Source organism: Acinetobacter sp. GWC1_38_13 (assembly GCF_001767535.1).
In the GTDB taxonomy this organism is placed as follows: Bacteria; Pseudomonadota; Gammaproteobacteria; order Pseudomonadales; family Moraxellaceae; genus Acinetobacter; species Acinetobacter junii.
The window spans coordinates 966-19,183 of sequence record NZ_MELG01000046.1 but is presented as its reverse complement, the minus strand read 5'-3'; the positions used below and the strand labels follow the sequence as shown (position 1 = coordinate 19,183).

17 protein-coding genes and 1 pseudogene are annotated in these 18,218 nt (G+C 38.4%); 11 read left to right on the top strand and 7 right to left on the bottom strand.

Annotated features, from left to right (window positions below):
• Positions 1–76 precede the first annotated feature (76 nt).
• The gene (locus tag A2003_RS04585) at positions 77–1,129 is read right to left on the bottom strand and encodes a Rieske 2Fe-2S domain-containing protein (RefSeq protein WP_286686875.1); all 1,053 of its coding nucleotides are present in this window, start codon (positions 1,127–1,129) and stop codon (positions 77–79) included.
• 567 nt (positions 1,130–1,696) lie between these two features.
• On the opposite strand from A2003_RS04585, the gene A2003_RS04580 reads away from it, so the two are divergent.
• From A2003_RS04580 to A2003_RS04555, 6 genes are all read left to right on the top strand, one after another.
• Positions 1,697–2,728 carry a substrate-binding domain-containing protein gene (locus tag A2003_RS04580; RefSeq protein ID WP_004912535.1) on the top strand — a complete coding sequence of 344 codons (1,032 nt, stop codon included), beginning with the start codon at positions 1,697–1,699 and terminating at the stop codon, positions 2,726–2,728.
• A 101-nt stretch (positions 2,729–2,829) separates the two neighbouring features.
• The gene (pstC, locus tag A2003_RS04575; RefSeq protein WP_004912533.1) at positions 2,830–4,209 is read left to right on the top strand and encodes a phosphate ABC transporter permease subunit PstC; all 1,380 of its coding nucleotides are present in this window, start codon (positions 2,830–2,832) and stop codon (positions 4,207–4,209) included.
• Entirely contained in the window at positions 4,206–5,600 is a 1,395-nt protein-coding gene (pstA, locus tag A2003_RS04570) for a phosphate ABC transporter permease PstA (RefSeq protein WP_005402278.1), read from the top strand. The genes pstC and pstA overlap by 4 nt, the downstream gene beginning before the upstream one ends.
• A 14-nt stretch (positions 5,601–5,614) precedes the next feature.
• The gene (gene pstB / locus A2003_RS04565; RefSeq protein ID WP_004912527.1) at positions 5,615–6,529 is read left to right on the top strand and encodes a phosphate ABC transporter ATP-binding protein PstB; all 915 of its coding nucleotides are present in this window, start codon (positions 5,615–5,617) and stop codon (positions 6,527–6,529) included.
• A gap of 147 nt (positions 6,530–6,676) precedes the next feature.
• Complete coding sequence (sohB, locus tag A2003_RS04560; protein WP_004912525.1) at positions 6,677–7,639, top strand: protease SohB; 963 nt, start codon at positions 6,677–6,679, stop codon at positions 7,637–7,639.
• Positions 7,640–7,849: 210 nt separating this feature from the next.
• Positions 7,850–9,526: an Ig-like domain-containing protein gene (locus A2003_RS04555; protein WP_039048251.1), complete on the top strand. Its 1,677-nt coding sequence runs from the start codon at positions 7,850–7,852 to the stop codon at positions 9,524–9,526.
• Positions 9,527–9,541: 15 nt separating this feature from the next.
• On the opposite strand, the gene A2003_RS04550 is transcribed toward A2003_RS04555, so the two are convergent.
• Both A2003_RS04550 and A2003_RS04545 read right to left on the bottom strand, forming a co-directional pair.
• Positions 9,542–10,183, bottom strand: coding sequence for a DUF2238 domain-containing protein (locus A2003_RS04550; RefSeq protein WP_286686874.1), 642 nt, complete (start codon positions 10,181–10,183; stop codon positions 9,542–9,544).
• Between the two features lie 21 nt (positions 10,184–10,204).
• Positions 10,205–10,573 (bottom strand): hypothetical protein, encoded by a 369-nt coding sequence (locus tag A2003_RS04545; protein ID WP_004963179.1) that lies wholly within the window; start codon positions 10,571–10,573, stop codon positions 10,205–10,207.
• Positions 10,574–10,849: 276 nt separating this feature from the next.
• Between A2003_RS04545 and A2003_RS04540 the strand changes: the two are divergent.
• Positions 10,850–11,257: pseudogene (locus tag A2003_RS04540) on the top strand (hypothetical protein).
• Here the strand turns inward: A2003_RS04540 and rsmD are convergent.
• Both rsmD and mrdA read right to left on the bottom strand, forming a co-directional pair.
• Entirely contained in the window at positions 11,254–11,802 is a 549-nt protein-coding gene (gene rsmD, locus A2003_RS04535) for a 16S rRNA (guanine(966)-N(2))-methyltransferase RsmD (RefSeq protein WP_004912511.1), read from the bottom strand. The pseudogene A2003_RS04540 and the gene rsmD sit on opposite strands and share 4 nt — an antisense overlap.
• Positions 11,802–13,799, bottom strand: a complete 1,998-nt coding sequence (mrdA, locus tag A2003_RS04530) for a penicillin-binding protein 2 (RefSeq protein WP_112987196.1) — start codon at positions 13,797–13,799, stop codon at positions 11,802–11,804. Before mrdA ends, rsmD begins: the two co-directional genes overlap by 1 nt.
• A 241-nt stretch (positions 13,800–14,040) precedes the next feature.
• Here mrdA and A2003_RS04525 point away from each other — a divergent pair, with 241 nt between their 5' ends.
• The 4 genes from A2003_RS04525 (at position 14,041) to A2003_RS04510 (ending at position 16,912) form a co-directional block, all read left to right on the top strand.
• The gene (locus A2003_RS04525) at positions 14,041–14,559 is read left to right on the top strand and encodes a hypothetical protein (protein WP_004956295.1); all 519 of its coding nucleotides are present in this window, start codon (positions 14,041–14,043) and stop codon (positions 14,557–14,559) included.
• 60 nt (positions 14,560–14,619) lie between these two features.
• On the top strand, positions 14,620–15,933 hold the full coding sequence (locus A2003_RS04520; RefSeq protein WP_004912505.1) for a DUF445 domain-containing protein: 1,314 nt from the start codon (positions 14,620–14,622) through the stop codon (positions 15,931–15,933).
• An 82-nt stretch (positions 15,934–16,015) separates the two neighbouring features.
• Positions 16,016–16,669: an adenylate kinase gene (adk, locus tag A2003_RS04515; protein WP_004912504.1), complete on the top strand. Its 654-nt coding sequence runs from the start codon at positions 16,016–16,018 to the stop codon at positions 16,667–16,669.
• A gap of 60 nt (positions 16,670–16,729) precedes the next feature.
• The gene (locus A2003_RS04510; protein ID WP_004956301.1) at positions 16,730–16,912 is read left to right on the top strand and encodes a hypothetical protein; all 183 of its coding nucleotides are present in this window, start codon (positions 16,730–16,732) and stop codon (positions 16,910–16,912) included.
• Here A2003_RS04510 and nth read toward each other — a convergent pair.
• Together nth and A2003_RS04500 are read right to left on the bottom strand one after the other, a co-directional pair.
• Positions 16,909–17,595, bottom strand: coding sequence for an endonuclease III (nth, locus tag A2003_RS04505; RefSeq protein ID WP_039048254.1), 687 nt, complete (start codon positions 17,593–17,595; stop codon positions 16,909–16,911). The genes A2003_RS04510 and nth overlap by 4 nt on opposite strands.
• The coding region (locus A2003_RS04500) for an RnfABCDGE type electron transport complex subunit B (RefSeq protein WP_286686873.1) at positions 17,596–18,218 on the bottom strand (623 nt) is incomplete at its 5' end.

Sequence of the window (18,218 nt, the reverse complement as noted above, 5' to 3'; positions counted from 1 at the left end):
ATTTAATTTGATATGCCAATAAAAAAGAGGTCTTTGAAAGACCTCTTTTTTATTTATAAATTTATATAAAGTAATATTAAGCTGCAAAAATTGGACTGAATCCCATTTTTCGCAATAGTTTTCGATACATGCTTGAACTGCGATCGGCTGGAAAATGAGCTTCCATAGAAAGATCTAATGGAAGATATTTAGGTTTTTGCGTCTCGACAATTAGTCTGTCTTCTTCAAATATAGCTAAGTTAAATTTATAAGCATCTTCAACAGGGAGATATTTATCATAATTCCGACAGATTGGAGCAAATAAGCGCGTTTGACGAGCAGATACAGGACTCGCTGCATTCATAATTACTTGCTTACTATTGTGGGGAAAATGGATCGTTAGTGTTGCAGTGAAAGGAAGACTGATTTCGAAATGTCTTAGCCATTGAAAACCTTCTTTGCCACGTTGGTCAATCCCAATTGGATAACGACCAACACTGCTGAGATAGTCTGCATCAAAACCATAATTGGTCTCGGTTGTTATGTAATCAGGAACTTCAACATTGTCAGGATCACCAAAAGTATCAGGATGTACCCAAGCAAAATGAGCCACATCAATGAAGCCTTCTAGCTGACGACCAGCAAAACAATTTAAATCTACAAATGGACAAACCAGTTGTTGAAAATTTGAATCATCCCAATAGGGCATATGTGGAATATTGGGTTTTTCATTTAATGGAGCGGTTAAGCAACACCAGATCAACCCATATTTTTCAGCAGCAGCATATGTTTTTAAATGGAAGCGATCAGATATTTTATGCTCTGGGTACGTAGGAATTCGATTGCATTTTCCATCTTCGCCAAAACGTAAACCATGATAGCGACAAACTACTCCAAGACCATCATTACGCCCTAGACTTAGAGGAACACCACGGTGAGGACAAGCATCCTTTGCAACAATAACTTGATCGGCTATTTTATAAATTACTAATGGCATATCCAATAGCATTGTAGCAGTTGGCTGTTCTGTAATATCACGTGCTAAGGCAATCGGATACCAGTGTTGGGAAAGCAAGTGCCAGTCATGCTCAGGAAAGGTCATATGGATCGGTAAATCTGGGTTAAATGTCGCAATGGCTTTGGTATTCATGATCTCAGTTTTCTATTCATTTAAAATGAATATAGATCAATACACCGTTCTAAGAAATTTCAATAAACTGAATAGATTGTTGATTTTTTTAGAACACAGTCTTTATTTAAATGTACTATTTTTTGATCATTCGATGAGTTTAAAGAAATCTAAAAACATACTTTTAAATTCAAAAATGTTGGAATTGTTTGGTTTTTAGACCATATTTGAATTAATAAAATTGTCATACTATTTTAGAGTGGGAAAAATGCTTTAAATCTTAGTCGCAATATTTTTTCAATTAATGGATGCATATTTCCTTTAAAAATCGAGCAGAGGGTGTAATAATTCAATGAAATATTGCAGCTCTGCTGAAAATAGCAATTTTTTAACAATAAAATTATTCGTTTATATAATTGATATTGATAAATATTTAATTAATTATCACACATCACATCAATTATCATCAAAGAGTCACAAAGTTGTAACCTATTTGTCATATTATCTGATCAAAATGCAGTTAACCAAAGTACAACACTTGAAGTTAAAAGAGTTGTAAATCAAATTGTATAAATGAGAGAAGACAGAATGCGCTTAAATCCACGTTATATCGCACTTGCATTAGCTGTATCTGGGGCAACTGTAGCAGGAACTGCTAACGCAGCTCGTGATACGATTCAAATTGCTGGTTCATCAACTGTATTACCTTATGCAAGTATTGTTGCAGAAGAATTTGGTAATACTTTCCCACAATTCAAAGCACCAGTTGTTGGTTCAGGCGGTTCTTCAGGTGGTTTGAAACAATTCTGTCAAGGTGTTGGCGACAACACAATTGATATCGCGAACTCTTCACGTGCTATCAAAGATACTGAAATCGCTGCATGTAAAAAAGCTGGCGTAAACCAAATCCAAGAAATCAAAATTGGTTATGACGGTATCGTATTTGCATCAAATGTAAAAAAAGCTGCGTATAAATTAAAACCTTATCACGTATTCACAGCATTATCTGCTCAATTACCTTCAAATGGTAAATTAGTTCCAAACCCATATACAACTTGGAACCAAATTGATAAATCTTTACCAAATGAGCCGATTACTTTAGTTATTCCTGCATCTAACCACGGTACTCGTGAAGTATTCCAAGAGAAAATGGTTGAAGCAGGTTGTGAAGCTTATGATTACTTCAAAAACTTAGACAAAGAAGCTCAGAAAAAAGCGTGCTCTACATTCCGTAAAGATGGTCGCGTAATCGAAATCGCTGGTGACTATACAGAAACTCTTGCTCGCTTAAAGACTTCACCAAGCGCTGTAGGTGTATTTGGTCTTGGCTTCTATGACTTGAACCGTGACAAGTTACGTGTTGCAACTGTAAACAACGTTGTTCCTTCTGAGAAGACAATTTTAAGTGGTCAGTACCCAGTTTCTCGCCCATTGTTCTTCTATGTGAAAGGCGAACACTTGAAGTCAATCAAAGGTTTACCACAATACGTAGAATACTTCTTAAACAAGAAAGTATCTGGTAAAGGCTCTAAGTTAGAAAAAGCTGGTTTGATCGCATTGAATGACAAAGAACGTGCAAAAATCCTTGCTGATTTTAAAGCTGGTAAAACAGTTAAATAAGTTTACTTAATAACGGAGGCTGGTGAGACTTAGGTTCATCGGCCTTTTTGTCTAGCTAAGTTTTTTCAAATGATGAAAATTGAGAAAACAGTGGAGATTACATGAATCTGCTACTTATCGGTGTGTTATTAGCCCTTGTGGCAATCGCATATCAAATCGGGCTGAGCAAAAGCCGTAACCTAGCAGGTAAGGGGAATAACTCAGTAGCACTACATTCTCGTCCTGTGTATTACGGGGCTTTGGTTGCCTTGTGGTGTGGTATTCCTGCTTTTTTAATTTTGATAATTTGGAACTTGGTTGAGCCGAGTGTTTTACAACATATTATTTTTAATAATATCCCAGCATCCGTCAGTGCAACTTTAGATGAAGCAGGGCGTGATGTATTAATTGATCGTGTTCAAGCCATTGCTTCAGGTTTTGGTGTCACGGATCAAGCTGCGGCTTATGAAGTTGCTGCTGCACAACAATTAGCAAAATTTCAAACGATTGGGACTTTTGCTAAGTTAGCTGTAGTTATCAGTGTCGCGTTAGCTGGTTTAGTTTGGGCAAAGCGTAAAGTTAGTGAGCAATATCGTGCACGAAATCAGGTTGAAAAAACAATTAACGTTGCCTTGATTCTATGTTCTGGTGTTGCGATTTTAACAACTATTGGTATCGTTCTTTCGATGCTGACAGAAGCATTACATTTCTTTAAATTTGTCAGTCCTACTGATTTCTTCTTCGGTACAGAATGGAACCCAGGTTTCAGCACAACAGGAAATGCTGAAGGCAGTTATGGTATTTTGCCATTACTTTGGGGGACATTAATGGTCAGTGGTATCGCATTACTTGTTGCGGTTCCGATTGGCTTAATGATTGCAATTTACTTGGCAGAATATGCATCTCCAAAGCTGCGTGCTTGGGCAAAACCAATTATAGAAGTATTAGCAGGTATTCCTACTATTGTTTACGGTGTATTTGCACTTATGGTCATCGGACCATTCTTTAAAATGGTAGGTGAAAGTGTTGGTATCAATATCAATGCGACAAGTGCTTTGACTGCTGGCTTTGTTATGGGAATTATGATTATCCCATTCGTATCATCATTATCAGATGACATCATTACTCAAGTTCCACGTTCACTCCGTGATGGTTCTTTAGGTTTGGGTGCTACAAAATCTGAAACGATTAGACAAGTTGTTTTACCTGCTGCACTTCCTGGTATTACAGGCGCATTTTTACTTGCTGTTTCTCGTGCTGTTGGTGAGACCATGATTGTGGTACTCGCAGCAGGGAATAGTCCATTACTGCATGCAAACCCATTAGAAGCGGTTTCAACAGTGACGGTAACGATTGTAAAACAGTTAACTGGCGATACAGATTTCGCAAGTCCACAAGCATTGGTTGCATTTGCCCTAGGTTTAACGTTGTTTGTGATTACTTTGGGTCTAAACATTATTGCACTGTATATCGTGCGCAAATATCGTGAGCAATACGAATGAGTTCATCAAAGACATCTCCTTTGGATCCAAATGCGTTTGATCCTCAAGTGGCTGCTGAACAACGTGAACAGCGCAAAAAAGTTATCCAAAGCTCGTTGGCAAAACGTCATCGCAAAGAAAAAATGTTCCGCTTGGGTGGTTTCTCTGCAGTCGTGATTGGTTTGGCATTTGTTGCTTTACTATTCGGAAGTATTTTAGCGAGAGGCTTACCAGCTTTCTGGCAGAGTAGTATGACTGTTCCTGTTTATTTTGATCCTACGATCATTAATGCAGGACCGAAACCAAAACCAACTGCGGGTGAATCGCCAGCTCATTTTGAAGAGCGCTTTGTTGCTTGGCAAACTGAAATGGGTATGGTGGATTGGGATGCATTGATCGTAAATGGTATTGTTGCTAAAGACCCAGCACTTGAGTCGCAACGTGATTATTTGACTGGTATGTATACTAGCTCTGAAGCATACCGTTTACGTGATATGGTTCTTGCAAATCCAGCATTAATTGGCACTAAGCAAGAACTTAAATTCTTGGCAGATGCCAATGTCGATGTATGGTTATCTGGAAATATTGATCGTTCATTGCCTGATGATCAGCAACAACTTGATCCAGAAGTACGTCAACTCGCTGATCAGTTAGAAGCAAAAGGGATCATTGAAAGTACGTTTAATACCAACTTATTTGTTAGCCCTGACTCTCGTAGTTCTCCTGCAATCAGTGGTTTGGCTGGTGCATTCATGGGTTCATTGTTCATGATGCTCATCGTGATCGTGATCTCTATTCCAATTGGGGTTGCAAGTGCCATTTACTTGGAAGAATTTGCGCCGAAGAATATGATGACAGACATCATCGAAGTAAATATTAATAACTTGGCTGCTGTTCCTTCGATTGTGTTTGGTTTGTTAGGTGCTGCTATCTTTATCGGATGGATGCAACTGCCACTTTCAGCTCCGTTGGTGGGTGGTTTGGTTTTAAGTCTAATGACACTGCCAACTGTAATCATTACCACACGTGCATCATTGAAGGCAGTACCACCATCTATCCGTCAAGCTGCATTAGGTTTAGGTGCATCGAAAGTACAAACAGTCTTCCATCATGTATTGCCACTCGCGCTTCCTGGCATTATGACAGGTTCGATTATTGGTGTAGCACACGCATTGGGTGAAACAGCGCCATTACTCCTGATTGGTATGAGTGCCTTCGTTGCAAGTGTTCCGACATCACCACTTGATCAAGCAACAGCATTGCCTGTACAAGTATATTTGTGGCAAGGTAATGAACTACGTAACTTCTTTGAAGGACGTACAGCAGCAGCGATTATTGTGCTTCTAGCATTGATGATTGGTTTAAACAGCCTTGCTATTTGGCTACGTAAGAAATTTGAAGTGCGTTGGTAATTGAGGAGAGTACAATGAATACGATTGAAATTATGAACGCATTAGAAAAGGATAAGTCAGTGAATCCACAGCAAACAGAATCGAATTCATCTGAAGCACAAGTTCAGCAATCTAATACTGCTTTTGTTTCTCAGTTTGAAACGGCTTCATCAAATAAAAAGCCTAAAAGCAATGAAGTAAAAATCATGACCAAAGATGTTCATGTTTACTATGGTGAAACTGAAGCGATTAAAGGTATTGATCTTGATATCTATCAAAATGAAGTGATTGCTTTTATTGGTCCATCAGGATGTGGTAAATCGACTTTCTTGCGTACTTTGAATCGCATGAATGATACGATTGATACTTGTCGCGTAACAGGTAAAGTCACTCTAGATAATCAAGATATTTATGATCCAAATCTTGATGTGGTTCTACTACGTGCGCAAGTTGGTATGGTATTCCAAAAACCGAATCCATTTCCTAAATCAATTTTCGATAACGTAGCTTATGGTCCTAAGCTACATGGCTTAGCTCGTGATAAATACGATTTGGAAGAAATCGTTGAAAACAGTTTACGTAAAGCTGGTCTGTGGGAAGAAGTGAAAGATCGTTTGAGTCAGCCAGGAACAGGTTTGTCAGGTGGTCAGCAACAACGCTTATGTATTGCACGTACAATCGCAGTAAGCCCTGAAGTGATCTTAATGGATGAGCCGTGTTCAGCACTTGATCCAATTGCAACTGCGAAGATTGAAGAATTAATTTCTGAACTTTCTGAGCAATATACGATTGCCATTGTAACGCACTCAATGCAACAAGCAGCTCGTGTATCTGATCGTACTGCTTACTTCCATTTAGGTGATTTGATCGAAGTGAACTCAACTGAGAAAATATTTACTCAGCCAGATCATCAATTAACTGAAGCATATATTACAGGTCGTTTCGGTTGATATTTTTACAGTGAAAAGAAGAGCCTTCGGGCTCTTTTTTTGTATAGGCAGATGAAAAAGAATCTATTTTTCAAAATCACTATTGAATTTTAACTCAACTGACCACATCTTAGACGGATAAAAGCCGAACTTAAGAGCACTTATTTTATGTTATTCCATTTACCTAAATTTCCTGCTGAGATTCGTATAAGTCATTTAAATGCGCGCGTGAATGAGCAAAGAAAAAGAATTGCGCAAACAACAGCATCTCGTTTGGAACTTTTACAACTGGTGCAACAGCTTGCAAAAGAAGCGAAAATTCGTAAAAAAAATGATCAGAAAATTTATGTGCTCGATTTCAAAGGTGATGTACAAGCCTCTGCTGTAGATACGATTCGTGAGGAAATTACCCTTATTCTAGCAACCGCAAAAGCAGGGCACGACCGCGTTGTAGTTCGTTTAGAAAGTCCTGGTGGAATGGTACACGGTTATGGTTTGGCTGCTGCTCAGTTAGTTCGTTTACGTGATGCGGGTTTTAATGTGACGATCTGTGTAGACAAAGTAGCTGCAAGCGGTGGCTATATGATGGCTTGTATTGCCAATGAAATCATTACAGCACCATTTGCTGTGGTCGGTTCAATTGGTGTGGTTGCACAGGTTCCAAACTTCAACCGTCTTTTAAAACAACATAACGTTGATTTTGAATTGTATACGGCTGGTGAGTATAAACGTACTGTGACAATGTTCGGAGAAAATACACCTGAAGGCAAGGCGAAATTTGAAGAAGAATTGCAACAAACGCATTCTTTATTCAAGCACTTTGTTGAAAAATATCGTCCTCAATTAGATATTTCAAAAGTGGCAACAGGTGAGCATTGGTATGGTGAAGATGCTCTCGCATTAAATTTGGTGGATAAGTTACAGACTTCGGATGAGTATTTACTTAGCTTGTTACCAAAACATGATGTATACGTGATCAATACTCGCAAACGCCCGACATTTGGTGAGAAACTTGGATTACAAGCAGCGCAAATGGCAGAAAGTTTAATTCCAGCAGTACTTGGGAAAATGACTGATACTCTAGTAAAAGCAAACAATACGCTCGTTCAAATGCGCGATCCTAAATTCTAAGTTAACAAAGAAATCTTTAAACCAGCTTCGGCTGGTTTTTTGTTTTATGACATCTGATTTTAATTGATGGTCAATTAAATAAAATGACAAAACTCAGCTTTGAATAGATTATTCTAAATGATTGCATTTGATATTTTAACGAACAGATTAAGTACTTAATTATTCATTAATCTAAAGTTTTTAAAATAAAATTGATCAGTGGGTATAATAATGACAAGAGTTATCGTTTCTTCAAAGACGAGCCTAAACATTTTACAAGATGGACAAATCAAGGATGTCATATTAAGTCAGCCATCTATTATTCAATTAGGTATCAACCAAGAGAGTATAAAATCCATCATCAAGCAAGGCGATGATTTAGTCATTACTTTAAAAAATGGCGAGAAAATAATCATTCGTGATTTTTACAATGAAATGAATGCCAGTGAGCATACATTGGCGCTTAGCAATGATGATGGTAGCTACTCGATTGCCGAATTTGATGATTCGGGCAAATTTGTTCGTTACACATCATCAAGTCAAGCTGTACCTCAAGTTTCGACAGAGTTACCTACACAAGTCTCTTCAGTATCAGAACCCGCAGATGATCTTGGGATCACTAAATCGCAATTGATTAAAGGCGGACTGATAGCTCTGGCTGCTGAAGGTCTTTATTTGTTGGCAGTGAATGATGATGACGACAATAATAATGATAAAAATGATTCGACGGATATGATTGCTCCGATAACACCAACGGCAGTACTCAGTTCGGATACACAAACGATTACAGGTAAAACTGAAGCCAAAGCAAAAATTGAGATTAAAGACTCAACAGGAAAAGTCATTGCCACTGGTCTAGCGGATCAGGATGGAAACTATACAGTAAAACTAAACGAACCTTTAGTGAATGGAAGCAAAGTGGCTGTCTCTGCAATTGATAGTGCTGGTAATGTTTCGAAATCAACAGTTGTGACTGGAACTAAAGATACAATTGCACCTGATTCACCTTTGGCACAGCTTAATCAAGATGGCACTATTGTGACAGGCAAAGCTGAAGCAAATGCAAAAATAGAAGTTAAAAGTGCAGATGGTCAAACAACTATTGGCTCTGGAACAGTTGGTGCGGATGGTAAGTTCAGTCTGAGTTTGTCACCTGCTTTAACAGATAAAAATATTGCCAAAATTTATATTATCGATTCTTCAGGAAATCGTTCTGAACCTACAGATATATTTGGTGCTAAAGATACAATTGCACCGACTAAGCCTCTGCTACAAACGGTAATGGATGATATTGGCGCAGTTAAAGGCGCTGTTAGTTCAGGTGGAAGTACCGATGATACCAAGCCAACATTATCAGGAATTGGTGAAGCAAAAGCAGTACTCACAATATTTGATAATGGCTATCCGATTGGGACTGTTACAGTTGGAGATAATGGTAAATGGAGTTACACCGTAACGAATGATTTAGTTTTAGGCTCACACAAAATTACTTTAACTCAAACAGATGTAGCTGGTAATACCAGTGAACTCAGTGATGCCTTTAATTTCACAATTGTAGCTCCAGCTCAACCTAGTGCGCTGATGTTGAGTGATTCCTTAATCATTGAGGAGGTTCAAACTTCTTTTGTGGACTCTGTTAATTTAGATCGTCTTTTAAGAGCTCCAAACATATCGGATAGCTTTGTAGATGAGGAACAATTATCAATTCCGCTAGAGCATTTATTAAGTGCAGAAAAGTTGGAAACAGATGTGATAGATCAATTATTAAATGAGTTTGATCAGAATCTTGTGAGTCAAAACTCGCTATTAGGCACTGTGGAGACGATTTCTGTGCAAACTGACTTAGCTGAGACATCTTTCAAAGAATTATTCAATGATTTAGATGTCTCTTCAAATTGGATGTTCTAAACATGGGGAAAACTCTTATTTGTTCTGAATAAGAGTTTTTTCTTTATATAGATATAGTAAACCAATCAAAATCGAACCAAGAGTTGCTAGAAACATATCTTTATGTGCATCCCAAATATCTCCTTGTTGCCCATTGTAATTTTCGGCATCTTCTGGCGATAAACCGATTGCGATCCACCATTCAATCAACTCATAGACTAAACTCGATGCCATGACAAATTGGACAACTAATAAAAATATTGCAACGGGTTTAGATTTGGGAAAGAAGAACTCAAAACAGCGGTAGAAGAATGGGTAGAGTAGTAGCCCATAAGCGAAATGTACAAAACGATCATACATGTTCCTCGACCATCCCATTGTTTGATTCAAATCAATGTGGAATAGCGTTTGAAACCACTCATTGTAAGGTACGTATGAATATAAATAGTGTGCACCAACAATATGAATGAATAAAAAAGCAAGGTATAAGCAAAAACTATAGAAATCGATACCAATTTTCTTAATTACAATAATTAATGCAATCAACATGAGTACCGTGCCAGCTTGATGCAACAGATACGATTCAAACTCAAGTGGGTGAATACTAGCGATGATGACTGCGAGGCATATAAAACCGAAGGCAATATAATGTTTTAAAGTTATTTGTTGTTCTATCATGTGAAGCGATCCAATTTGCTATCAAGCCCCGCTAGTATCCTCATGATTATTGGTTACTATTACAGGCTCAGTTCTAGGTGCAACACCACCAAGTGCTTGACATGCTTGTTTATAAAGTTGATATTTTTGTTGTACTACTTCATCGAGTGGTATGTCAAAGAGATCTTCGCCATTTTTGTATTGCTCAACATATGTTGATGCTTTTGACTTGTTTGCAGCCAAAGTTTGCTGATGAAAATTGGTAATTGATGAGGTTGCAATTTGGTTGGTTTCAATATTATTACATTCAAAACTCTGCAAAACTTTTTCTGCACGTTTCACTTCATTGGATTGACCAAAGATACAACCTGTTAAATTCAAGATTATCGTTAACAAGATAAAACGTTTCATAATTTTTTGGAGTTGAATTAGATGATGAGATTGGGGTTATTGTATATAGAATTCAATCTATAAATTAATAGTTTATGTCAGACACAAATGAAATTAAATAATCTTTTTAGACATCATTAGCAATTTCTACATTCCGAAATTCACTTAGACATATACTTGATTCTATAAAATTGGGTTTGAGAGCTTGTTGAGTTGTTATTTGCCAAATCCGTTGATTACTATCACATACTTTTAAACTCTATGTTGCTTATGCTCAAGAAACTTTTATTGAATGCTATGTTAGCCAGACGTCTATGTTTACTTACTTGTCTTTTGATGCCTTTACAATTTTTAGCAGCACAGCAATACGACTTTTTTGCTGGATTTGAGGATCAACATACTGAAGAGATGTTTGAATCTGCTTATCCAGAAATTAAAACGGACTATTCAATTTTACACAATCAATTTTATCATGATGAACGTCTAAGAATTTATAACTATACGGCTTATCAAACTGACTAGCTGAACCAAAAAGTCTTGACGGGAGACACGATGAGTTTTGGTCTCAATGATTTATCCATTTCACTGGGTTATGGCATCGTTTATCAGATTAACCAAGACAATCGAATAGGATATGAATATTTGTCGAGTTTTCCGTTTGATCGAGGACAAATGGTTCGATTGTTTTGGTTAAGAGTCCTTTAAGGCATTTTCTGATATAAACCTGCTTTTACTATTCCTGCTTTGGTTTCTTTAATCTTTTTCCAAGAAGCAGGCAGTTTTAGTTCAGATAACTCACGATCAGCTTCTACATAAATAAAACCATTCGCTACGATCTTTGTATCCACAGACTCAGCTAACTCTTGCCATAAATTCAAGCCATAGGGCGGATCAAGAAAAACAAGATCAAATTGTTGGTTAATTTTCTGTAAAGCTTTCTGTGCTGTGGTCACGTAGAGCTGACATTTATTGGTTTTTAATAGCTGAATATTTTGTTTTAGAAATCCAGATTGAGTGACATCGGGTTCAATCATGATAACTTCAGCTGCACCACGAGAAAGCGCTTCAAAAGCTAAAGCTCCTGAACCACTACATAAATCTAATACCTTACTATTTTGGATATCCCACATTAACCAATTGAATAATGTTTCACGTACACGATCAGGTGTTGGTCTTAATCCTTCAATAGATGCGAACGGTAATGTTCGACGTTTCCATTCTCCTCCGATAATGCGTAACTGATTTTTCATTATTCAGATACTCCATCGGCATGTGCTGTTGAGCTTACAGCAGGAGTTGAAGCAGGAGCATTTGTTGAACTAAATGTACCACTACCGCTTGGAAGTTCTGCAGGTTTGATGCCAGCTGTCATTAACCCACCACTGACTTGATGGTTCAAAGGACGAATTGGGTTTTTCTTACGATTAACCAACCAATAATCAAATACTGGACGCGCAAGTTGAGCGGCGGAACCACCATGCTTACCATTTTCCCAAACTACGGCGATCGCAATTTCTGGATTTTCTGCAGGTGCAAATCCGACAAATAGACCATGATCCCACTGTCTAGAGGACAATGCTGCTTCGTTATATCTTTTGCCCTGAGCAATACTTTTTACTTGTGCTGTACCTGTTTTACCTGCAATAGAATAACGCAGACCGCCTTTGATCCCGCGACCTGTACCAGATTGAATGACATCAATCATGGCAGCGTGCATATTGATCCAATCTTCATCTGTCCCATTAAACTGAATTTTTCCATCAGGAGCATTGTGAACAGGAAGCTTCTTGGCGCCTTTATGATCTCTCAAAACATGTGGTGTGACATGTGAGCCTTTGTTGGCTGTAATTGCCGTTGCCATAGCGAGCTGTAATGGTGTCGCTGTAAATGCACCTTGACCGATACTCACTGAAATGGTTTCACCTTTTAACCATTTTGTATTTCGAGTTCGCATTTTCCATTCTGGACTTGGATATAAGCCTGAGCTTTCACTTGGTAAATCAACACCAGTTTTCTCACCGAAACCGAATTGGCGCATCCAAGTATTCATTTTGTCGATTCCCATACGATACGACAAAATATAAAAGTAGGTATCACAAGAAACTACTTGGGCTTTATGTAAATTCACTGCACCATGCCCACTTTTTTTATGGTCACGGAAACGATGACTATCACCTGGTAAAGAGAAGTAACCTGGGTCTGAGATCGCGGTACTCCAATCGACCAATCCGTAATGAATCCCACCAAGACCAAACATTGGCTTGATCGTTGATCCTGGAGGATAAGCACCTTGAACAGCACGATTGTAAAGAGGTTGATCAGGATTATCCCGTAAACCACTATAGTCTTTAGTACTAATCCCTGTAACGAATAAGTTTGGATTAAAACTTGGACTTGAAACTAAAGCTAGAATTTCCCCTGTACGAGGGTCCATTGCAACGATTGCACCACGACGATCAACTAACTGTTGTGCTGCAATAGTCTGTAAACCATAATCAATAGACAAATAAAGGTCATTTCCACGTACAGGGTCTTGTCGACCAAGATGTCTAAGAACGTTACCGTGTGCATCAGCTTCTACAGATTCATAACCTGGAGTGCCATGTAATAATTCTTCGTAACTTTTCTCCGCACCAATTTTCCCGATCAGGTTTGTTCCAGCATATAAATCTTTATCAATCGATTTGAGTTCTTTGTCATTGATTCGTCCAACGTATCCAATCACATGAGCAAACAACTCGCCATGTGGATAGTAGCGAGTCATTTGAGTCTCAATTTTTACACCAGGAAATGCGTATTTAACCTCACTAAATTTGGCAATATCTGCTTCTGTGAGATTTAACTTAATCGCGATTCGTTCTGTTTTTCGAGCAGTTTTGACCCGGCTTTTAAAACGCTCAATATCTTCTTCAGTGAGACTTAAAATTGGAATAAGACGTGCTAGGGTTCCGTCTATGTCGCTAACATCAGTTTTACTTAATGTGGCACTGAATACTGGATAATTGTCTGCGAGCAATACACCATTACGATCGTAGATATAACCACGTGCTGGAGGGAGGGGCTGCAAGCGAATACGGTTTTTGTCAGAAGCCGTTGTAAAGTCATCGTAATGAATAATCTGTAAATATGCATAACGACAAATCAATAAAAGTAGGAAAACAACGACGACTGAAATCGCAAAAAAAATTCGACCCTTATAAATGCGCTTCTCTTGTTGCATATTTTTTAAAGGAAAGTGCTGTTTCATAGGGTATCGACTTAAATTGCAGGATGGCAGAGAACGAAAGTGGACTATTTTAACGTAAGTTGAACGATCTTACTGTAGATTTTTCAACTGATCATATAAATGATGGTGCGACAGTTTTTGACTTTGCAGACATGAAAATTGTAGGGTCTTGTATATTAGAAGCAAAATAATTCTGTTAAAGTCTGAAACTGTTTGAAATAGGAATGTCTAAGACACACTCTTAGGGAAAATGGAGAAAATAATGAAAAAACTTTATCTTTTATTAGCGGTTATGTCGTTGAACACTGTTGCTTACGCAGACGAAAATCCTTATTTACCTGAGCCAAAATTAAAAGACGCTAAAGTTTCAACATGGAATGTTGGTGCAGGTTTCACTAAAAAGTTATTACATGGCAATGTTGAATGGGTTAATCCATATGGGATTGCTTATGCCAAAGCAGGTGTGTTTTTGAATGATGACAATCCTGCAGGTGGTCAGGTTGGGTTTCGTTATCCATATCATTTAACTGGTACAGACAAAAACGGATATTACATTGGTGCTTATGCGGGGCACATTGAAAGCAAACAAATTAATGGAAAAGAAAAAGCACGTCTCGGTGCAGGCGTAGATTTAGCCTATGTTTGGCTAAACCCTGAACGCATCAGCACATTTAGTGTAGGAATTGGTGCTGGTGAGAGAATGAAAAATGGTCGTGGAGAGGTAATTGAAAAAACTGAACCAACGATTCAATTCTCTTATACATTAAGTTTTGGTTTGTAAGTGCTGTACTGATTGTTTAGCCCACAAGCCATAATCTACTAATAATTTTGAGAGTCATGCATGTTTGATTACGTCAATGAATTGTGGCAGATTTTCCTCGCTCGCCCAGATTTTTGGGCAGTTCTGAGTATTATTCCAGTAACTGCTTTTGTGACATGGGCGCATGTGTGGATGGCTTTAAAAATGGTATTTTACCCAATTACTTTTTGGGGATTCCATTTAGGTCCATTACCCGTAGGCTGGCAAGGAATTGTACCTCGTAAAGCAGGGCGTATTTCAGGCATCATTACTGACAATACATTATCTAAGTTAGGCTCATTGCGAGAGTTTTTAGAGGCAATGGACCCCGAAGACATGGCGATGATCATTGGTGAGCAAGTCGGTTTCGAGCTTGAACACCTCATTGACGAAGTCATGATTGATCGTAATGCGGTTTTATGGGAAAACCTACCTTATTCGATTAAACGTCGTATTTATGCTCAAGCACATAAACAATTACCAAATACCTTAAAAGAACTTGTGACTGAGCTGACCATGAACGTCGAGTCACTTGTTGATATGCGAGAAATGGTTGTTCGCCAAATGGAAGGTGATCGCCGTTTGATGGTACGAATGTTCCTAAAAGTTGGTCAAAAAGAAATCAATTTTATTTGGCACATCAGCGCATTGATTGGTATGTTCTTTGGTATTTTCCAAATGATCGTTTGGTTTGTGGTGCCATGGCATTGGACTGTACCATTTTGGGCTGCAATATGGGGTTTCCTAACCAACTGGATTGCAATTTGGATGGTTTTCAATCCTATTGAACCTCACTATATTCGATATCCTCAGATTTTCCGCCTGACTAAAGATCGTAAATTCCCTTGGATTGTTCCAGTCTTGAAGATCGGTACATATAACGTTCAAGGTGCATTTATGAAACGTCAAGAAGAAGTTTCTGATGTGTTTGCTAGTGTGGTGACGGAAGACCTTATTACGCTTAAATCGATCATGACAGAAATGATGTATGGGACGAAGAAAGATAAAACTCGTCGAATTGTCAAGCGTCATATCAATGAAATCATGGAAACCCCATTAGTCAGAACATCATTACAGTTATCATTAGGTCCAAGAGAATATGCTAGACTCAAGACCGACTTGATTGATCGCTCAATTGAAATTACCATGGGGCCTGTATGTGATCCTGCATTAAATGCAAGCCGTGCACAGAAAATCTTTCAAATGTTTAGAGATCGTATTCGTGAGCTAACACCGAAAGAGTTCCAAAACTTATTGCGTCCTGCGTTTCAGGAAGATGAGTGGATTTTAATTGTGTTGGGTGGTGTGACTGGTTTTTTAGCAGGTTTAATCCATTTATTTGTTGCTTTCTTATAATTAATTTGATGTTGGTTGAGCAATAAGTCTGTATGATATTGCTCAATTTAAGATTTATTGTTTTTAAATGAGGATGTTCTTTATGCGCATTATTTTACTCGGACCACCTGGGGCAGGAAAAGGTACTCAAGCTCAGTTGATCTGTAAGCGCTACAATATCCCACAAATTTCAACCGGTGATATGCTCCGTGCTGCAATTCGTGAAGGTACTGAACTTGGCTTAAAAGCGAAAAGCGTTATGGAGTCAGGTGGTTTAGTATCCGATGAATTGATCATTGGTCTGGTGAAAGAGCGTATTGCTCAACCTGATTGCGCTAACGGTTGTATTTTTGACGGTTTTCCACGTACGATTCCACAAGCTGAGGCATTAGAAACAGCAGGAATCTCTATTGATCACGTGATTGAAATTGATGTTCCTGATGAGGAAATTGTTCAACGACTTTCTGGTCGTCGTCAGCACCCAGCATCTGGCCGCGTATATCACTTAGTTTACAATCCACCTAAAGTGGAAGGTAAGGATGATGAAACTGGCGAAGACCTAGTACAACGTCCTGATGATCAAGAAGAAACAATCCGTAAGCGTTTAGCTTCTTACCATAGTGAAACTGAGCAATTGGTTGGCTTCTATCAAGGTCGTGCTGCTTCAGGCGAAAATGCACCGACTTACGATAAGTTGAATGGCTTGCGTGCGATTGATGAAGTTCAAAAAGATCTTTTTGCTATTTTGGATAAATAATCTAAACAGCAAATTTAAAAGAGCTCTTTAAATAGGGCTCTTTTTATTTTGGAGAGGTAAATGTTGAAGTTTGTTCTTATCCTTGTCGTTATTTTAAGTGTTTTACTGTTACTTTTTCTATTATACCAAAGTCAAAAAATGCTACGTCATGTGCAGAAACAGCAGGCGATTGAAAATAAAAAATATGGCAAGCCACGCCAGTTACACCCAAAATTACAGCAGACTAAAAAAGATCAGGATTAATGTATTTCTTTGAGTTTGATGGGCTTTGTCGCTCCAAACTCAAAACGATCTTTCCAATTACAGACATCGGCTACGATACATTCACCACATTTCGGTTTACGTGCGATGCAACAGTAACGACCATGTAAAATAAGCCAATGATGTGCATCAACAATGAATTCTTTTGGAATAACTTTGATGAGTCGATGTTCTACTTCTAGAACATTTTTTCCTATCGCAAGTCCAGTGCGATTACCGACACGAAAGATATGCGTATCGACCGCCATAGTTGGATGACCGAAAGCTGTATTCAAAACAACATTCGCTGTTTTTCGACCCACACCAGGAAGTGCTTCGAGTTCTTTACGTGTTTCTGGAATATTTCCTTGATATTGATCAACTAAAATTTGACAGGTTTTAATGACGTTTTCAGCTTTAGAGTTATAGAGACCGATGGTTTTAATATAACTCTTTAATCCTTCAATACCGAGATTTAGAATGGATTGTGCTGTATTGGCAATAGGGAAAAGTTTATCAGTTGCCTTATTGACACTCACATCAGTGGCTTGGGCTGAAAGCATAACTGCAATCAATAGCTCAAAAGGAGATGAGTAATTGAGTTCAGTTTGTGGAGTCGGTCTTTGTTCTCGTAAGCGCTCGAAGAAAGTCTGAACTTGCTTCTTAGTCATATTTTTACTCGACATTTAGACCTCCTGTAATTCTTTTAATTGTGTTTGAAGGGCATCAAGTTGTGCTTGCTTTTGCGGATCAAGTCGAACACTTAATTGTTTCTCCAGTTTTTTGATTTGAGTTCGTATTTTGGCGAGCTCAATAGTAGTTTTAGCATCTTGTGCGCTATGGTCTTTTGCTTTTTCAGCTAATGTTATAGTCGGAACATTTTTCAAAGCCTGTGAAAATTGTGCGAAAAATTCAGTGTCAATTTCGGCTCTAACTACAGGACCTTTGCGGTCGATACGACGTTTTTCTTCACGTTGAATATGTGCGTAGTAACGCTGACGAAGATTGTCCTGCTCGTTAATACGTTGATCCTCAGTGGGGATGGGATTGTTATCAGGGACGAGGTCAATACAATCAACAGGGCAAGGAGGGATACAGAGCTCACAGCCTGTGCACAAATCTGTCAGAATCGTGTGCATGAGCTTACCACTTCCGATAATTGCATCAACAGGACAAGCACTAATGCACTTGGTACAACCAATGCATTCATCTTCGCGAATAATGGCTTTCATTTGTTGTGGGCGACCATCAGCTTGGATATCCCAAACACTCGATTCAGCTATTAAACGCGGTCGATCAAGTAATTGAG

Coding starts and splice junctions, on each gene's coding strand:
- A2003_RS04520 (WP_004912505.1), top strand. CDS start 14,620: ATGTTTGATTACGTCAATGAATTGTGGCAGATTTTCCTCGCTCGCCCA.
- nth (WP_039048254.1), bottom strand. CDS start 17,595: ATGTCGAGTAAAAATATGACTAAGAAGCAAGTTCAGACTTTCTTCGAG.
- A2003_RS04585 (WP_286686875.1), bottom strand. CDS start 1,129: ATGAATACCAAAGCCATTGCGACATTTAACCCAGATTTACCGATCCAT.
- pstB (WP_004912527.1), top strand. CDS start 5,615: ATGAATACGATTGAAATTATGAACGCATTAGAAAAGGATAAGTCAGTG.
- rsmD (WP_004912511.1), bottom strand. CDS start 11,802: ATGAAAAATCAGTTACGCATTATCGGAGGAGAATGGAAACGTCGAACA.
- A2003_RS04510 (WP_004956301.1), top strand. CDS start 16,730: ATGTTGAAGTTTGTTCTTATCCTTGTCGTTATTTTAAGTGTTTTACTG.
- A2003_RS04580 (WP_004912535.1), top strand. CDS start 1,697: ATGCGCTTAAATCCACGTTATATCGCACTTGCATTAGCTGTATCTGGG.
- A2003_RS04545 (WP_004963179.1), bottom strand. CDS start 10,573: ATGAAACGTTTTATCTTGTTAACGATAATCTTGAATTTAACAGGTTGT.
- adk (WP_004912504.1), top strand. CDS start 16,016: ATGCGCATTATTTTACTCGGACCACCTGGGGCAGGAAAAGGTACTCAA.
- A2003_RS04550 (WP_286686874.1), bottom strand. CDS start 10,183: ATGATAGAACAACAAATAACTTTAAAACATTATATTGCCTTCGGTTTT.
- mrdA (WP_112987196.1), bottom strand. CDS start 13,799: ATGAAACAGCACTTTCCTTTAAAAAATATGCAACAAGAGAAGCGCATT.
- pstC (WP_004912533.1), top strand. CDS start 2,830: ATGAATCTGCTACTTATCGGTGTGTTATTAGCCCTTGTGGCAATCGCA.
- A2003_RS04525 (WP_004956295.1), top strand. CDS start 14,041: ATGAAAAAACTTTATCTTTTATTAGCGGTTATGTCGTTGAACACTGTT.
- A2003_RS04555 (WP_039048251.1), top strand. CDS start 7,850: ATGACAAGAGTTATCGTTTCTTCAAAGACGAGCCTAAACATTTTACAA.
- pstA (WP_005402278.1), top strand. CDS start 4,206: ATGAGTTCATCAAAGACATCTCCTTTGGATCCAAATGCGTTTGATCCT.
- sohB (WP_004912525.1), top strand. CDS start 6,677: ATGTTATTCCATTTACCTAAATTTCCTGCTGAGATTCGTATAAGTCAT.